This window comes from Paenibacillus sp. FSL L8-0663 (assembly GCF_038008125.1).
In the GTDB taxonomy this organism is placed as follows: domain Bacteria; phylum Bacillota; class Bacilli; order Paenibacillales; family Paenibacillaceae; genus Paenibacillus; species Paenibacillus polymyxa_D.
Genome location: NZ_JBBOYM010000001.1, coordinates 3,465,568 through 3,482,550, shown reverse-complemented (window position 1 = coordinate 3,482,550; position 16,983 = coordinate 3,465,568). Strand labels below are relative to the sequence as shown.

General features: G+C 44.2%; 19 protein-coding genes and 1 pseudogene. 14 read left to right on the top strand and 6 right to left on the bottom strand.

Annotated features, from left to right (window positions below; translation table 11 throughout):
• Positions 1-131: 131 nt before the first annotated feature.
• Positions 132-836 carry a YitT family protein gene (locus tag MKY75_RS15155; protein WP_029517217.1) on the top strand — a complete coding sequence of 235 codons (705 nt, stop codon included), beginning with the start codon at positions 132-134 and terminating at the stop codon, positions 834-836.
• A gap of 113 nt (positions 837-949) precedes the next feature.
• Here the strand turns inward: MKY75_RS15155 and MKY75_RS15150 are convergent, their stop codons facing one another.
• Positions 950-1,141, bottom strand: coding sequence for a hypothetical protein (locus tag MKY75_RS15150; protein ID WP_029517218.1), 192 nt, complete (start codon positions 1,139-1,141; stop codon positions 950-952).
• Positions 1,142-1,292: 151 nt separating this feature from the next.
• Here MKY75_RS15150 and MKY75_RS15145 point away from each other — a divergent pair, with 151 nt between their 5' ends.
• Positions 1,293-2,096, top strand: coding sequence for a lipid II flippase Amj family protein (locus tag MKY75_RS15145; RefSeq protein WP_340887095.1), 804 nt, complete (start codon positions 1,293-1,295; stop codon positions 2,094-2,096).
• A gap of 104 nt (positions 2,097-2,200) precedes the next feature.
• Here the strand turns inward: MKY75_RS15145 and msrA are convergent, their stop codons facing one another.
• Both msrA and MKY75_RS15135 read right to left on the bottom strand, forming a co-directional pair.
• A complete protein-coding gene (gene msrA, locus MKY75_RS15140; RefSeq protein WP_340885792.1) occupies positions 2,201-3,172 on the bottom strand; it encodes a peptide-methionine (S)-S-oxide reductase MsrA in 972 nt (323 codons plus the stop codon).
• A 178-nt stretch (positions 3,173-3,350) separates the two neighbouring features.
• Positions 3,351-3,968 carry a TVP38/TMEM64 family protein gene (locus MKY75_RS15135; protein ID WP_029517221.1) on the bottom strand — a complete coding sequence of 206 codons (618 nt, stop codon included), beginning with the start codon at positions 3,966-3,968 and terminating at the stop codon, positions 3,351-3,353.
• Positions 3,969-4,318: 350 nt separating this feature from the next.
• Here MKY75_RS15135 and MKY75_RS15130 point away from each other — a divergent pair, with 350 nt between their 5' ends.
• From MKY75_RS15130 to MKY75_RS15110, 5 genes are all read left to right on the top strand, one after another.
• Positions 4,319-5,008, top strand: a complete 690-nt coding sequence (locus tag MKY75_RS15130; RefSeq protein ID WP_029517222.1) for a TerC family protein — start codon at positions 4,319-4,321, stop codon at positions 5,006-5,008.
• Positions 5,009-5,173: 165 nt separating this feature from the next.
• Positions 5,174-6,118 (top strand): Gfo/Idh/MocA family protein, encoded by a 945-nt coding sequence (locus tag MKY75_RS15125; protein WP_340885790.1) that lies wholly within the window; start codon positions 5,174-5,176, stop codon positions 6,116-6,118.
• A 72-nt stretch (positions 6,119-6,190) separates the two neighbouring features.
• The gene (locus tag MKY75_RS15120; protein WP_013310862.1) at positions 6,191-6,511 is read left to right on the top strand and encodes a hypothetical protein; all 321 of its coding nucleotides are present in this window, start codon (positions 6,191-6,193) and stop codon (positions 6,509-6,511) included.
• A 95-nt stretch (positions 6,512-6,606) separates the two neighbouring features.
• Positions 6,607-6,885 (top strand): hypothetical protein, encoded by a 279-nt coding sequence (locus MKY75_RS15115; RefSeq protein WP_029517224.1) that lies wholly within the window; start codon positions 6,607-6,609, stop codon positions 6,883-6,885.
• A 320-nt stretch (positions 6,886-7,205) separates the two neighbouring features.
• Positions 7,206-8,690 (top strand): alpha-N-arabinofuranosidase, encoded by a 1,485-nt coding sequence (locus MKY75_RS15110; RefSeq protein ID WP_340885787.1) that lies wholly within the window; start codon positions 7,206-7,208, stop codon positions 8,688-8,690.
• An 82-nt stretch (positions 8,691-8,772) separates the two neighbouring features.
• Here the strand turns inward: MKY75_RS15110 and MKY75_RS15105 are convergent, their stop codons facing one another.
• Entirely contained in the window at positions 8,773-9,591 is an 819-nt protein-coding gene (locus tag MKY75_RS15105) for an AraC family transcriptional regulator (RefSeq protein ID WP_340885784.1), read from the bottom strand.
• 166 nt (positions 9,592-9,757) lie between these two features.
• On the opposite strand from MKY75_RS15105, the pseudogene MKY75_RS15100 reads away from it, so the two are divergent.
• From MKY75_RS15100 to MKY75_RS15075, 6 genes and pseudogenes are all read left to right on the top strand, one after another.
• Positions 9,758-10,051 (top strand): annotated as a pseudogene (locus MKY75_RS15100) (Gfo/Idh/MocA family protein); the annotation flags it as partial.
• Positions 10,052-10,235: 184 nt separating this feature from the next.
• Positions 10,236-11,003 (top strand): sugar phosphate isomerase/epimerase family protein, encoded by a 768-nt coding sequence (locus MKY75_RS15095; protein ID WP_340885781.1) that lies wholly within the window; start codon positions 10,236-10,238, stop codon positions 11,001-11,003.
• Positions 10,996-12,078, top strand: a complete 1,083-nt coding sequence (locus MKY75_RS15090) for a Gfo/Idh/MocA family protein (RefSeq protein WP_029517229.1) — start codon at positions 10,996-10,998, stop codon at positions 12,076-12,078. Before MKY75_RS15095 ends, MKY75_RS15090 begins: the two co-directional genes overlap by 8 nt.
• A gap of 76 nt (positions 12,079-12,154) precedes the next feature.
• Entirely contained in the window at positions 12,155-13,123 is a 969-nt protein-coding gene (locus tag MKY75_RS15085) for a sugar phosphate isomerase/epimerase family protein (RefSeq protein ID WP_029517230.1), read from the top strand.
• 20 nt (positions 13,124-13,143) lie between these two features.
• Positions 13,144-13,875 carry a ThuA domain-containing protein gene (locus MKY75_RS15080; RefSeq protein ID WP_340885779.1) on the top strand — a complete coding sequence of 244 codons (732 nt, stop codon included), beginning with the start codon at positions 13,144-13,146 and terminating at the stop codon, positions 13,873-13,875.
• Positions 13,876-14,122: 247 nt separating this feature from the next.
• Positions 14,123-14,467, top strand: a complete 345-nt coding sequence (locus tag MKY75_RS15075) for a winged helix-turn-helix transcriptional regulator (protein ID WP_034095058.1) — start codon at positions 14,123-14,125, stop codon at positions 14,465-14,467.
• 124 nt (positions 14,468-14,591) lie between these two features.
• On the opposite strand, the gene MKY75_RS15070 is transcribed toward MKY75_RS15075, so the two are convergent.
• The gene (locus MKY75_RS15070) at positions 14,592-14,891 is read right to left on the bottom strand and encodes a hypothetical protein (protein ID WP_223821919.1); all 300 of its coding nucleotides are present in this window, start codon (positions 14,889-14,891) and stop codon (positions 14,592-14,594) included.
• A 318-nt stretch (positions 14,892-15,209) separates the two neighbouring features.
• Between MKY75_RS15070 and MKY75_RS15065 the strand changes: the two genes are divergently transcribed.
• Positions 15,210-15,977 (top strand): DODA-type extradiol aromatic ring-opening family dioxygenase, encoded by a 768-nt coding sequence (locus tag MKY75_RS15065; protein WP_029517232.1) that lies wholly within the window; start codon positions 15,210-15,212, stop codon positions 15,975-15,977.
• Between the two features lie 138 nt (positions 15,978-16,115).
• Here the strand turns inward: MKY75_RS15065 and MKY75_RS15060 are convergent, their stop codons facing one another.
• The gene (locus MKY75_RS15060) at positions 16,116-16,832 is read right to left on the bottom strand and encodes a Crp/Fnr family transcriptional regulator (RefSeq protein ID WP_013310849.1); all 717 of its coding nucleotides are present in this window, start codon (positions 16,830-16,832) and stop codon (positions 16,116-16,118) included.
• Positions 16,833-16,983 lie beyond the last annotated feature (151 nt).

Genomic DNA, 16,983 nt, shown 5'->3' with positions numbered 1-16,983 from the left:
GCGAAAGCCAACTCTGCGGAAGAGGGGATTGTACATGCGAAGGACCAAGTCCTCCAGGCACATCTTACCTGGTAGTTTCCGTAAGAGTGGGTTCATCCACATCAAACTTACGAGAAACCGAGGGAGCCTGTATGAGGAAAACTTACGAATCTATCGTGAACAATGGAGCATTGAGACAGATTGCTGTCATGTTGCTCGGAACATGCATTTTAGCTTTTACGTACTATCACATTAATGCCCAAAATCATTTGTCAGAAGGCGGATTTGCAGGCTTGGCCCTGCTGGGACATTACGCGTTTGGCATATCTCCAGCATGGAGTATGTTGCTGCTTGATATTCCCGTCATATTGCTGGCATGGGTACTGAAGGGCAAAAGATTTATGCTGCTTGCGTTAATCGGAGCCGTCGCTTTTTCACTGTTTTATGCAGGATTTGAGAAGTATTCGACTCTGGTTATAGATCTACATGGAAATCTGCTGATAGCTGCTCTACTTTGTGGGGTGCTTACAGGTTTGGGAGCCGGAATCGTACTGCGATTCGGTGGAGCAACCGGGGGCGATGATATCTTATCTCTGCTGATCAGTGAGTGGCGCGGGTGGAAAATCGGCAACGTGTTTATTGTCAGTGACATCATCGTACTGGGATTATCACTATTGTATCTGCCTATGAAGGAAACAATGTTTACAATACTGGCTGTGTGGCTTGCCGGAAAAATAATTACATGGACGACCACGTTCCAACTGCACCGACCTGTGAAAAAGGTACTGCCAGCGGCTATTCCCGCTAAAAAGGTAGTTGCCAAAACAGTGCCGGTCGTCCACAGCCTTCGTCAATAAGGAAAGGGTGTTACGTTAGGAGAGAAATCTTCTTACGTAACACCCTTTCGCTGTATTCAGCTTCTATCAGGAAGGTTTTAAAGTAGACTGAATGCGTCCGTTTTATATTTTTTCTACTGTTTCTCATCTTGCTCGGCTGGATGATTATCGTTCCATTCCTCGGCTTGGGAAGTGGCAATCGCAATCGAGCGACCTTCTTCATAGCCGTCACGGAGTAGAGCGTTAGCAATATCAACGGCTTTTTCTCGCACACGAGGTTCCAGGTTTTTCATGGATGGAGGGTAATCATGTTTGTTCCAAGGCATAGTTGCACACTCCTTATAGCAGATGATGTACTATGTATTACCCGTTGTAGGATTAAACAAACGGAAATCAAAGAAATGAACATATTGTAAAATGTATCTTGAGAAAAAGCGTATAATGGTGTGCAGAATACCAGAAAAAGGAGTGAAGCATTTGCTTGCCTGGGGTTTTGTTTTTTTGCTGACTATCATCATTCATACTACAGATAGCTTGTCCTATGCTCTGCGGCTTGGTGGTTTGCGAGCGCGTCGGATTGGATTAGCGTTAACCGTTGCGGGAATGCTGCTGTTGGTTTCACGCACCTCTAACATGGCGCAGGGGCCTTTACTCGGAGGGATGGTCGATCAGGCTAAAGCTGCAGCACAAGTGGGCGGAACGGATATTAGACTGGAACTATATATGCATGGGGTACTGCTGGCAGCAACCGTTGGAACCATACTTGCTATATTACTGTATCCAACAGTGGTACGCATGTCAGCCAGATGGATTGTGCATTTGGAGCATACCGGATCTATTCCGGCTTTGGTGCGTCATTTAATGCTGCGAAGTCGCTGGAAACATGCAGGCTACTACATAAAACGTCCCACCTGGTCTATGCTTACTTCATTGATTAGCGGAGCGATACCCAAACGTCTAATTATTCTGAATATAACCGTTACTGCGATTTATACAACAGGAGTAGTATCTGCTTTATACGCTTCATTCCTGTGGCCTGCACAAGGTACAGCAATGTCAATGTCGTCAGGTCTAATCAATGGCGTCGCAACGGTATTACTGACCTTGTTAATTGATCCTAGATTGGCGGTTCTGTCGGAGAAAACGCTACGAGGGGAGCTACCCTTAACTCGGATGAACAGCATGTACGGCTGGATGATCATCTCGCGTTTGGCAGGTACTTTATTAGCTCAGCTATTGCTAGTACCCCTAGCCATTTGGCTTGGATGGGTAATGAGTTAAATTGCTAGCTTCGTAATGATGTGCGGCCATATCCCAAAAAAGGCTGGCCCGTGATCATCTATTAAAGATAGATCGCGGGTCAGCTCCAATGATTTTATGGTTACTTACTGTTCAAATAATGACTTATATGCTCCGTATCCTTCACGTTCCAAGTCTGCTTGAGGCACGAAGCGGAGCGCGGCGGAATTGATGCAATAACGCAGACCATCTGGACCAGGACCATCATCGAATACATGCCCTAAATGGGAGTCAGCTTCGCGACTTCGCACCTCGGTACGGATCATAAAATGGCTGAGATCGGTTTTTTCTTTGACATTATAGCTGCGCAGCGGACGGGTAAAGCTGGGCCAACCGCAACCTGCATCATATTTGTCCAATGAACTGAACAAGGGCTCTCCTGATACGATATCTACGTAAATGCCTTCACCCTCATGATCCCAAAACTCATTTTGAAAAGGGCGCTCGGTCGCGTTTTTTTGAGTTACTTCGTATTGAATAGGCGTGAGCCGATCTTTAAGATCGGATTTATCAATCTTGCCAGACCAATTTTGTTCGATAAAATCCTCACGTCCCGAACCTTTGCGGTAGCGTTTGTAATGAGCGGGGTTTTTCTTATGGTAGTCCTGATGATATTCTTCTGCTTCATAAAAAGTGGTCGCAGGCAGGATCGGTGTAGCAATGGGCTTGTCGAAGCGGTCACTTTGAGCCAAAGCTTCTTTAGAAGCTTCTGCCTTGATTCGCTGCTCTTCATTATGATAGAAAATAACCGTTTGGTAAGATGAACCTCTATCGTGAAACTGTCCACCTTCATCCGTCGGATCAATCTGCTGCCAGAATAGCTCCAACAGTTTTTCATACGGGAAAACTTGTGGATCAAATGTAATCTGTACGGCTTCCACATGCCCCGTTGTTTCAGAGCATACCTCTTCATAGGTAGGATTTTCGGTATGTCCCCCTGTGTATCCAGATCTAACCTTCAAAATACCGGGTAATTCCTCAAAAGGGGAAACCATGCACCAGAAGCAGCCACCTGCAAAAGTTGCTTTTTCTACCGTGTGTGGATTGTTGGTACTCATATTTGTCACTCCAATCTGAGAATGTTTAATTAGTTGTTATTTAAATAGCTTACAATTAAATTATATACGAGATTTTTGCAAAATCCAACGAAACGTCAGAAACCAAACGGCAGTGTAACTGGCTCTGTCCTCAAAATCGCCATGAAACATCCTACAGAAACGGTAGCAAACTGTCGCATTAAATTCTATTGATGCGTTGAAGCCTTTTTCGGTAGAGTATAAAGCCGCCGCCCACCAATGCAGTATATAGCACCAAAATGAGCAAACCAGTGATTGGGTGTTCTGCAAAGGTGCCGCCAGCATAAGCATACACCGCAATTGCGGGAAGCTTGCCAATAGCTGTACCTAGGATAAAGCTCCAGAACGGAAACCCCGCTACTCCAGCGTATACATTTACCGCTGCCTGGGGGATGACCGGAATCAGGCGAGCCAGCAGAACAGCAGCAAAAGGCTCCCTTTCCATGACCCGATTGAAGCGCTCCAATGCAGGAACCCGCTTCAAATAGGCTCGTCCTTTGTCACGAAACAGGGTACGTACTGCAATGAAAACGACCAGTGCAGCCATGGTAGTGCCTAGCCAGCAAATCAGAGCACCTTGCCAAGGACCTGCGGCATAAGCAATAGAAGCGATAATCAGCTTGTAAGGCACAAACGGTATTAACGCGAATAAAAATGCGAGCAGTAGCAGAACTGGAAAGGAGGTTTGCTTGTCCGCCCAGGCGAGCCAATCATATCTGTAGATAAACGCGATGCAAAGCAGCGAAACATAAGCAGCGGCAAGTAGCCATTTTTTCATTTACATACCTCTTTCAATATCCCTGTACGGCTTATCGCTTATACAGAAAAAAATAGGGTTCACATTCCTAATAATGTGTGCTATACTGCCACTAATAGAATAGTTCCCAAAGGGGAGTAGCTCAACGAGTAAAGTCGTCATTACGGGATTTTTAATCCCCGGCTTTATTGGCAACGTAATGTTGTAAGCGAGACCTTTGCCAGGATTTTAGGAATCCGGGTAAATGGTCTTTTTTTGATGCCAAATTTGGGTCAGCGCCGTTTCCGGATTCCGTGAAATGGCGCTTTTTTAGTATAAAGCGCTGAACTATGTACAGTATAACAAATAAATAAAAAAGGTGGGAGAAACGTATGGATTTGTTGTCAATTGAGTTTTTAACCGCATTAGTATCCATCATTATCATTGATCTGGTGCTAGCTGGTGACAATGCAATCGTAATCGGTTTGGCGGCTCGCAATGTTGATAAGGCCAATCAAAAGAAGGTCATTATTTGGGGGACGGTCGGAGCGGTCATCATTCGTGTGATTGCTACGGTGCTGGTCACGTATTTATTGCAAATTTATGGATTGCGTTTGATTGGGGGACTCGCACTTATCTATATCGCCTATAAGCTACTGGTCGAAGAGAAGAAGCATGAAATTTCAGCCACGAATCAAATGTGGGCAGCGATCCGCACCATTATTATCGCGGATACGATGATGGGGCTCGACAATGTACTTGCTGTAGCGGGCGCAGCTCATGGAAATATGCTACTCGTTATATTGGGTCTTGCAATCTCTGTTCCAATCATGGTGTGGGGAAGTACGATTATCTTGAAGCTGACAGAACGTTACCCAGTAGTTATTACGATTGGGGCTGCTGTACTTGCTTATACTGCTGCCAAAATGGTGGTGGCGGAACCGTTGATTGCACACTGGTTTATGAACGGGGTCGTTAAATACGGCTTTGAGGTTCTGGTTGTGGTTCTGGTTGTAGCCATTGGGATGCGTGTTAAAAAAATCAAAAGTGAAAAAACAAGAAAGCAAGTGCAGCACGCCTAAGCTAACTTACATTGAGGTAAACTTAGCTGAAGCTGAATGTTCATGCCATAGAGGCTGTTCCGTTATTGTCCAACTGGACCCGGAGCAGTCTCTTTTCTTTACTTGTCAGCAGACTTCCATGTAAACTAGACAACAGATGAATGAGTGATTAGAGGTGGGAATGATATGGACAAGCAAACGAAGACAAGGGTAGCCATTGCGGGACTGGGTGGTATTGCTCGTAAAGTATATTTGACGTTACTGGCTGCACACCAAGGTGTAGACATTGTAGGTGTCATGAACCGTTCACAGGAGCCGGTAAGTTCCGTCATGGAGCAATATAGGTTGCCTAGAGGAACGACAGATGTGAAGGAGATGCTGGCATGGGAACCGGAAGCTGTATTTATACATGCCGCGACCGAAGCTCATTTTGATCTGGTTATGGCGTGTATTGAAAAAGGGATTGCCGTGTATGTGGATAAACCGTTGTCCTATGATGTTCGTCAGAATCTGGAAATGACCGCTTTTGCGGAAGCACAGGCCGTGCTGCTGGCGGTGGGATTTAATCGGCGTTTTGCCCCGCATTATGTTGCTGCTAAGGCTTGGTTAGAGGAAGCGGGTGGATTCAGTCAATGTGCGGCTATTAAACATCGTACTGGATATGATCGAAGACCGGCGGCACAGACGGTTTATGATGATTTAATTCATATGCTTGACTTGCTTTTGTGGCTGGGTGGCGATGATTATGAACTGCTGCATAGTAGTCTGAATACGACGAGTGAAGGATATATGGATGCTGCGTTCGGGACTGTACGTTTGGGAAATGCCACCGGAAGCTACAGTATGAGTAGACAGGCAGGAGCTGACATAGAAAAACTGGAGCTTCACGGGGCAGGACGGTCTGTTGAAGTAACAAATATGGAACAGGCTGTTTTTATGCAAAAAAATCATTCACCATTAACGCAAGCTTTTGGAAGCTGGGATACGATTTTGGAAAGACGAGGATTCACAGGAGTCGTGAATCATTTTCTGGAGCATATTCATCGTCCGGAGGAGTGTGCTGTACGAGCTGGAAAAGTATTGGAAAGCCATATGCTGGCTGACGAACTGATCAACCGTTTGAGTGATTAATATGGAACGTCCGAACATGATCTTAACAGTCCAGACAGACATCAAGAATTAGGTTGAAGGAGAAATGAATGAATGGAAGAAGATAATCGTGGTAAACAGCTAGAAGAAGCCATCATCGAAAATTATAAGCAAGAAGAAGATATGATGATTCTTGTATTTGCGCAATGGTGTATCAATCACGGGTTGGAGCCAGAGGAATTATATCGTGTAGCGTATCCGCATCAGGATAGCAACGAGCGTCTGCTACGAGTACGCAAATTGACTGTATCGCGTGAAGAAGCGGGTGATATTCCGCTGGATACAGTATTAGGGGTACTATCCATGTTCGGAAATGAGGACTTGGCGATGGTCGTATCCGAGGCGGCTGCCAGCCTTCCGTCGGAACGGAAATAGGGCTAGCCAGAATAAAGGATATACAGTTATCATTTATGGCATCATGGACTCACTATATTTACTTAAGACATTGTTGATGGGGAGGTAAGCTGACGATGGAAGATATACCTGTGCCAAGCACCTGCAAAGGTTGTGAAAGAGATATCTCGATATCGGAAGAGCAAATTACCAGAATTCTAACCAACATGAGACCCAAAATGGAATGTGTAAACGATGAAGTGTACGAAGCCAGACTGTTGGCCTGCTCACAATGTGAAGAGTTAATGTCCGGACATACGTGTGGTATCAGCGGAAGTATTGTTCGTGTACGTGCTTTGGCGGCAGCTCAAAATTGTCCCAGTTACCATGGTTCACGGTGGATAGGAACAGCCTAAAAGATACAATGCTCAGGCTCGGCTGAACCTGGATTACGGGTTAAAGTAGTCATACCTTGGTCTGCCTTAATGGCAGGCTTTTTGGTTTGATTGGACCTTTTCTTAACGATTGACAAAAAGTAGACAATAAAATATATTAAACACGTGAAATATTTTTGTTTAATTATTAATATCTATATTAATATTTACTAAAAGTAATGATGCGTAAAAATTAAGATCGAAAGAAAATCGGTGGTATGAGTGGTATTTAGGCCAAAATGAAAGCGCAAACATTTGTGCGGGTGTTCCAACAATCTTAATATTTTTGGGGAGGGTTTGTTGTGAAGGGTTCTATTGTTGTTAATACCGATTGGAAACAAGGCATTATTAATAAAAACATTTATGGACAATTTGCTGAGCATCTTGGACGTTGCATTTATGAAGGCATATGGGTTGGAGAGGACTCACCGATTCCGAACACAAACGGAATTCGTAATGATGTGGTGGAAGCGCTGAAAAAGCTGAATATTCCTGTGCTGCGCTGGCCGGGAGGCTGTTTTGCCGATGAATATCATTGGAAAGATGGTATCGGACCCAAAGGAAATCGTAAGAGAATGGTAAATACGCATTGGGGCGGTGTGGTTGAAAATAATCATTTTGGCACACATGAGTTTTTTCAATTGTGCGAGCTGTTAGATGCAGAGCCTTATATTTGTGGAAATGTCGGCAGTGGTACAGTTCAGGAAATGTCGGAATGGGTAGAGTACATGACCTTCGATGGAGAGTCCCCAATGGCTGCATGGCGTCAGGAAAACGGTCGTGAGAAACCATGGAAGCTCAAATATTTTGGAGTGGGTAACGAAAACTGGGGTTGTGGCGGTAACATGCGCCCAGAATATTATGCCGATCTGTATCGCCGCTATCAGACATATGTCCGTAACTATGGCGAGAACCGCATTTATCGGATTGCAGGTGGGGCGAATGTGGACGATTATCGTTGGACCGAAGTGTTGATGCGTGAAGCTGGGCATCTTATGGACGGTTTGAGCCTGCATAACTATACGATCCCGGGAAACTGGGAAGGGAAACGGCAAGCACTCGGCTTTGATGAAGCGGAATGGTTCGAGACGATGAAAAAATCACTGCACATGGATGAATTGATTACTCGTCATTCTGCTATTATGGACCAATATGATCCTGACAAAAGGGTCGGACTGATTGTCGATGAATGGGGAACTTGGTTCCTGACTGAGCCAGGGACCAATCCGGGCTTCCTGTATCAGCAAAATACGATGCGCGATGCGCTGGTAGCTGGGCTGCATCTACACATTTTCCATAATCACCATGACCGAGTACAGATGACGAATATTGCTCAAATGGTCAATGTTTTACAAGCAATGGTTCTGACCGAAGGTCCTGCTATGCTGTTGACGCCGACATACCATATATTTGAAATGTTTAAGGTGCATCAGGATGCGCAAGCACTGGCTGTTCATGTAAAGGTAGGCGATTATGAATATGACGGGGATTCCATCCCGCAAGTAAGCTTGTCCGCCTCCAAGGCGCAGGATGGTAATATTCATATCAGCTTTTGCAACGTCCATCCGGGCGTGTCGGCAAACTTGAATTTGGAGCTAAGAGGACTGGAAGAGGTTAAAAAGATCAGTGGTGTTGTCCTTGCCAACGACGATATGCAGGCACATAATACGTTTGATCAGCCAGAGCGTGTGAAAAAGGAAGCTTTCACATCCTATCAGCTTCAAGGTCAGCATTTGGATGTTACACTGCCACCAATGTCAGTAGTGATGCTTACAATTGCTCCGTAAAAAAGCTGGGTCGCAGTATGTTAGCAGTATCCACTATTATTGGTTATGAACAAAGAGAGCGTTCAGGTGAACGCTCTTTGTATTACAATTGCTCGCGGTGAATCACCCTGAATTCTTTGGGCGACATACCGAAGCGGGAACGAAATACACGGTGAAAATACGTGTAATTTGCAAATCCTGACGATTCGGCGGCTTGTTCCAGTGACATGGGACTGAAAATGATTCGTTCTCTCGCCATGTTAAGCCTGATGTCCAGCGTGTACTGCATAATGCTCGTATCGAATGTTTCCTTAAACAGATGTACTGCTCGGGATACGCTGATACCGACGTGTGAAGACACGTCATCCAGCTTGAAGTTAGAGGATGCATTTTCTTCAATATAATTTTTAATCTGATACGCAAGATAGTTATGATGGGTAGCGATAGGATGATCGGATAGCATACGGTCAAACTCCAAACATAAAATGCGCATGTAATAACCTGATATTTCCGGGTAAGGATTAGAAATACGTCGCTGCTCCATCACAAGCTGACGAAATAGACCAAGCAGGGCTTCTGTGAGCTGAACCTTAATTCTGTTGGGTCGTTTATGATGGTTCCACCACTCATCTACCCAGGAACCACCGAAAAAAATGTGATAATCTCCGCTTTCCACGACCAGCTCTCCCATGGGATTCAACTCACTATGAATATCCAGTTCATAAGGCTCGGTAGGATTGAATAACAGTAGGTCACCTGCCTCAATCCGTGTCATTTCCCCGTTAATGCGGGCTTGGCAACGTCCATCTGTTTGCAAACGGAATAAATAATTTTTGATCCCCTCAGGCTGGTTCGAATAAAAGGGCTTTCGATGGAAGGAATAGCCTGCGGTAAGAACCTGACAAGGCTCGACGATAGACATGATGATGACTCCTTTGGGCATATGGCTGTTTCAAATATTGACCAGATTGTTCATGTTTTAATCATATTATTCATTTTAAACGAAACAGAAATAGAATACTATGTGAACTGTAAAGCTTACATGTTAGATGAGAAAGTACATGTTGGAGGCCAAGGAGTGTGACGACGTGGAACGAATGAAGGCCGGGATTATCGGATGCGGTACTATTAGCTCGGTATATCTTGAAAATCTCCAAAAGAGCCCACTCATTGAAGTGGTGGCCATCGCTGATTTACTGGATGAGAGGGCAAAGGAGAGGGCCGATAAATTCAACATTGAAAACGTATACAAATCGGATGAATTACTGCGCCAGCCTGAAATTGAGCTTGTATTTAATCTGACCGTGCCTGGCAGCCACGTATGGTCAGATATAGCGATACTAGAGGCAGGCAAGCATGTGTACAGTGAAAAGCCTTTGGCGCATTGAAATTCACGGACCATCGTGCCAATGCTGAGCTGGCCTACCATGTGTTAGAAGCCATGCATGCTTTTCAGCACTCATCATTGGAAGGCAATACATTACGCTGGTAAGTACGTTCAAGCCGGACGAGGATGTGTATTATGGAACAGATATAATGGTTCCTAACTTAAAGAGGTGAAGGGTAATGGCTAAAGTAGGATTGCAATTGTACACCGTAAGGGAAGAGCTTGAACAGGATTTTGAAGGTACATTGCGCAAGGTAGCTGAGTTTGGCTATAAAGGAGTAGAATTTCATACCTTTTTCGGACGCAATGCCAGGGATGTCAGAGCGCTCTTGGATGAACTAAATCTGGAAGTTGTCGGAACTCATGTACAATATTCTCGCTTGCTGGATCATTTGGATGAGGAGATTTCATACCACAAAGAATTGGGCAATAAGTACCTAATCGTTCCTTATTTAACCGAAGAACAGCGGGAGTGGGATGAACTTTTTGCTAATTTAAATCGTATTGGTGAAAAAGTGAAGGAACAGGGCCTGATACTGGCTTATCATAATCATGATTTTGAATTAACAGAAAAGATCAATGATCGCCCAGTATTCGATGCTTTATATGATGCAGTTTCCGATGATTTGTTACAGGTCGAAATGGATACTTGTTGGGTATACTATGGGGGCTATGATCCAGTGGAATACATCGGACGTTATAATGGACGCCTGCCTATCATTCACTTAAAGGATATGGCACGTGACGAGCAGCAAAAGGCAGTGACTGTAGAGCTTGGTAAAGGCGAAGTGCAACTTCAGGCCATTACAGACGCCGCTATTCAGGCAGGTGTGGATTGGGTCGTCGTGGAACAGGATTTCTGCTCAAACCCTCCAATCGAAAGCATTGAAACCAGCATTAAATGGCTCCAACAATACGCAGCTCAGGGAGGAAATATTCATGTCTAAAACACTTAAAATCGGGATTATTGGTTGTGGAGGCATTGCCAACGGCAAACACTTGCCGAGTCTTGCCAAGCAGAAGCGTGCGGAGATCGTTGCATTTTGTGACATCATTCAGGAGCGCGCTGAAGAGGCAGCAGAAAAGTTTGGTGTTGATGGCTCGCAAGTCTATAGCGATTACCGTAAGCTGTTAGAAAATAAAGACATTGAAGTCGTACATGTATGTACACCTAACGACTCGCACTCGGAAATTACCGTAGCGGCGCTTGAGGCAGGTAAGCATGTGCTGTGTGAAAAGCCGATGGCTAAAACTGCTGAGCAAGCACGGGAGATGCTTGATGCGGCCAACCGCACAGGTAAGAAGCTGTCCATAGCGTATCAAAACCGTTATCGTGATGACAGTTTGTACCTGAAGCAATTAGTCGAGCAAGGAGAGCTTGGAGAAATTTATCTGGGCAAAGCCATTGCTCTACGCCGTCGCGCGGTTCCGACTTGGGGAGTATTCTTGGATGAAGAGAAGCAGGGCGGTGGTCCTCTTATTGATATTGGCACGCATGCACTAGACCTGACACTCTGGCTGATGGATAATTACAAGCCTAAAAGCGTACTAGGTTCAACTTTCCATAAGCTAGGGGATCGTAAAGATGCGGCAAATGCCTTTGGGCCTTGGAACCCTGAGGAATTTAAGGTAGAGGACTCAGCTTTTGGTTTTATTACGATGCAAAATGGAGCTACGATTGTACTGGAATCCAGCTGGGCATTGAACGTTGTAGAGTTTGGCGAAGCGAAGACACTGTTATGCGGTACCGAAGGCGGAGCCGATATGCAGGATGGATTGCGCATTAACGGAGAAAAGAACAGCCGTTTGTTTGATACGAAAATAGATCTGGATGCAGGTGGTGTTGCCTTTTACTCTGGAGAGACGGAAAATGAAGCAGACCGCGAAGCCCGCCTGTGGATCGAATCTATTCTGGACGACAAAGAACCTCTTGTGAAGCCGGAACAGGCACTGGTTGTTACTGAAATTTTGGAAGCTATCTATGAATCGGCACGTACGGGAAAAGCTGTCTATTTTGACTAAGCCGTAATTATCCCGAATAGACCATCGTTATAATGAAAGCAGCTTTTTTCACATATGATACAGGGGGGGATTTCTTTTGAAACTTGGAGTATTTATGGTGTTGTTCGGTGGCCGTTCGTTGGAGGAAGCGTTGGATTATGTGGCTTCTCAAGGATTGGATGCTGTAGAAATCGGTACAGGCGGCAACCCGGGGGATAAGCATTGTAAGCCGGATGAATTGCTGGAGAATGATGCAGCGCTCAAAAATTTTAAAAAGGCAGTAGAGTCCCGCGGACTAACGATTAGCGCACTTAGCTGTCACGGCAATCCTCTTCATCCGCAAAAGCATTTGGCCCAGGCTGATCATGATACGTTTCTTAAAACCGTTCGATTGGCAGAAAAGCTGGAAGTTCCAGTTGTGAACACTTTCTCCGGCTGTCCGGGAGATCATGAGGATGCGAAATATCCAAACTGGCCTGTGGCTCCGTGGCCTAATGATTTTCAAGAAGTGTTGAAGTGGCAATGGGAGAATAAAATTATTCCTTACTGGACCGAGACGGGGAAATTTGCAGCAGATCATCATGTTAAAATTGGACTGGAGCTACACGGAGGCTTCTCCGTTCATACACCAGCGACCTTGCTTCGTTTACGTGAAGCTGCGGGAGAGGTTATTGGTGCTAATCTCGATCCGAGCCATATGTGGTGGCAGGGAATTGACCCAGTGCAGGCAGTTCAAATTTTGGGCCGAGAGGGAGCTATTCACCACTTTCATGCCAAGGATACGACGATTGATCCAATTAATGTAAATAAATATGGACTTACCGATATGCAGGAATATACGAAAATGCTAGATCGCGCTTGGCAGTTCCGTACTGTGGGTTATGGACATGATGTAAAAACCTGGGCAGATATTATCAGTGCTCTGCGTCTGGTGGGATACGATCATGTAGTGAGTATTGAGCATGAAGATGGTCTGATGTCCGTGGAAGAGGGCTTTACTAAGGCTGTCCACAATCTTCGTCAGGTACTGATTGAAGAACCGCTGAGCGAGATGTGGTGGGTCTAACCTAATAGGGGGAAATGTTGATGATTAACGTCACCATTTGGAATGAATTTTTGAATGAAAAGTTGAATGATGAAGCCAAACAGATATATCCTGACGGGATACACAAAGCGTTGGCTGACGGCCTGGCAGGAGAGGGATTTGCCATTCAAACAGCTACACTGCGTGATGATGCAGAGCATGGTTTGGGAGAAGAAGTCTTGAATTCCACAGATGTGCTGCTGTGGTGGGGGCATAAAGCCCATGATCAGGTGAGCGATGAAGTTACGGCGCGTGTTGTCAAGCGAGTGCAGGAAGGAATGGGCTTAATCGTGCTGCACTCAGGCCATTTTTCCAAGCCATTCAAAGCCCTGATGGGCACTAGCTGCGATTTGAAATGGAGGGTGGCAGGTGAACAGGAGATTATTTGGTCGGTGAATCCGTCACATCCCATTGCAGAAGGCATTGACGCCAAAATATTGTTGAAGCAGGAAGAGATGTATGGCGAGTTCTTTGATATTCCAGCGCCAGATGAATTGGTATTTGTTAGTAACTTTGAAGGTGGCGAAGTATTTAGAACCGGATGTACTTTCCGTCGAGGTAGTGGTAAAATATTTTATTTTCGCCCAGGCCATGAGACCTATCCGACTTATTACCAGCCTGATATTTTGAAGGTTATTGCCAATAGTATTCGTTGGACTTCTCCAACAAGTATTAACAAACCAATATATGGTAGAAGTGAACCGGTAAGACCTCTCGGTGGAGTGTTGGTATAATGACAATCATCACATTTTGATGAGCTATATAATGAATAGATTGAAAGGCGGAACCTCTAGGGGATTCCGCCTTTTTTGATTTAACGATTTAGACATATACCTGCTGTGTTGGTTTGTTGTATAATCAGTTTTGGTCATGGCAACTTTATCGGCGCAGGTATTTAATTTAAGAAGAAAGTGTTTTCTTTCGGGATAAAGTATGCTAAAATGATATATACTAACAAAAGGAAAGCTTTATCAAACCGAAATGCAAAAGAAGGTGAAAAATTTGGAGAGTCAACCGCAATGTACAAAAATGTGTCCGCGTTTTGAAACCGCCTTTTCATGTTTGGGCAAGCGTTGGAATGGATTAATTATTCAATCCATGATGAGCGGTCCTAAGCGGTTTAAGGATATTTCCAATCTGATTCCCACAATGAGTGACAAAATGTTATCAGAGCGGATGAAAGATTTGGAAAATGAAGGAATTCTTACACGTCATGTATATCCAGAAACTCCTGTCCGCATTGAATACGAGCTAACAACCAAAGGCCGTGCACTTCAACCGGTTATGGAACAGATTCAATTTTGGGCTGAGGAATGGATTAGATGAGCACCAAACTAAATAAGTGTTTTTCATAGCAAAACAGCCTTTTCCTAGAAAAAAGGCTGTTTTTTATATTGCGTTTAGGACTACTTATCCATTTTGCAGAAATGATGTGCTTAGGCAGCACGACTTAATAGCCTTTGACGCGCCCTGCAACTGAGAATAATGCTGCTGTTGCACGGCGAGGCACACGGGTTTGAATATCCAGCGCGGCCGAACGGAATGTACCCAGACAGGAATGACAAAGTCTCCCTGCATAAATAGGGGAACGGCAGGACTCACAAGGATAATCAAGCTGACTGTATGTGGAGGGAAATTTGCCTGCTCTTACCCAATCTGTGAGCAATTCTATAGGTGTACCAGTTACGTCACTGAGCTGGCGAGTATGAGTAGAAGGATGCTTCCATAGATAGTTAGAACAGCGGTCCAAGAATATATTTTCTTCCTGAATACAAGTACTACAGAGGTTTCTAAGGTTTTGACGAAAAACGGAACCGCATTTTGGGCAATTAGAAGTATGTATCTCCATGGAAACCAGTCCTTTGTATCGAAATAAAGTGAAATTTTAAAATTTATTAGTTACATATTACTATGACATTATACCTATATCAATCTTTATTTATAGAATCTTTGACCTTTAAGTGTATGTTAAAATCTGTGTTGACATGACTCTGTTACTTATGTATCATTACTTACATAAAGTTACTTGATGAATAAAATAAATTGTTGATGATAAGGGGATCTTTATATGATGCCATCTTTATTTTTGGCCCATGGCTCACCGATGCTTGCTATTGAACAGACGGACTATACTTCATTTTTAGAGCAACTGGGGAAAAGTATTCGTCCTAAAGCAATAGTTATCTTTACTGCTCATTGGGAAACACAAACGTTGACGATCAGTTCGATGGATGACGTGTACGATACCATTTATGATTTTGGCGGTTTTCCACCGGAACTGTACACAGTGAAATATCCAGCACATGGTTCTGTGGAACTGGCCAATAAGCTGAAAAAATTATATGAACAAAAGGGCATTGACGTAGAAACTGATCGGGTGAGGGGATTGGATCATGGATCTTGGACATTGTTGCATCGTATGTATCCTGAGGCAGACATTCCGGTAGTTCAGATCTCTGTAAATCCATATCTCTCGCCCAAAGCACAATATGCTATTGGTGAAGTGCTGCGAGGACTGGGAGAACAGGATATTCTGGTCATTGGTAGTGGCGTGACTGTTCATAATCTGCGTATCGTCAAATGGGGGGAAACGAAAACAGAACCTTGGGCTATAGATTTTGATGATTGGATTATTGAAAAAGTACAAAGTAGAGATATAGAGGCTTTGGATCACTATGAAAGCGAAGCACCGTATGCTCGCCAGGCCGTACCCAGAGCAGAACACTTTGTACCGTTGTTTATTGCAATGGGGAGTGGCAATCCTGCAAACAAAGCCAAGGTTATCCATAGAAGCTATGAGATGGGGAATTTAAGTTATCTATGTTTACAGTTTTAAAGAGTGTTGCCAGAAGAAGGACTGTCATTAAAATGCTTCGCTACTGCTCCTGTATAAGTAGGGGAGTGGAAATAAATTAGGGAGTGTTATAAGCTATAGTGGCTTATAACACTCCCTTTTACATAAAAAAACGATTTATTATATCCGGCAAATCTCACGAGGGCATAGTTCACAATGACATACACCTTGCAGCATTTCCAAATCTTTGACAACAATCATACCATTATCATATTCAACTGCATTTTTCTTACGTAGATCACTAAGCATCCGGTTTACGCTTTCCCGGGTCGCACCGATCATATTTGATAAGTCAGTATGAGTAATTTTTTTATGAATCAGGATATGTTCGCCGTGAGGCTCACCATAGGTATTGCATAGACGAATGAGCGTTGAACATAAAGCGCCTGGCTTGCCGTACATCATCAAATCGCGGAACTTAGTCTGAGTAATGCGGTGATGTGAACCCATCCATTTCATAAAGTCAATCGCAAAATCACAATGCTGGCAAATAAGCAGTTCCAAATCTGTATGATCGATTACGCCAATATCACTGTCTTCCAGAACCTCAGCAGAAAAGGAATGCTTAGTACCGAAAAATGGATCGGCTTGACCAACAAGATCGCCGCTTTGATACATATATAGAATAAGTTCCTTGCCCTCATCCGTTGTTTTGGTTACTTTCACGCGTCCGCGCTTAATATAAAACAGCTTATCCGCTGTATCTCCTTCCCAGAACAGATGCGAGCTTTCTGGCATAACTCGATCTTTCATCATTACTTGCAATCGGTTGAAGCTGGCCTCCGAGAAGCAACAGGTGTTGCCGCGGGCTTCCATTACATTTGTAGGGTTTCTCATCGTCCATTTCCCCTTTGTATCCTATGTTTTTTATCTGCAACTTGATCAATTCAAATTCATTATATACTTGTGCAATGAGTTTTTGGGGCAAGAAGAGGGGGTAAAAGTGGCAGAATTCCAAACTTTGTGATTTAATTCACTTCATAAAATA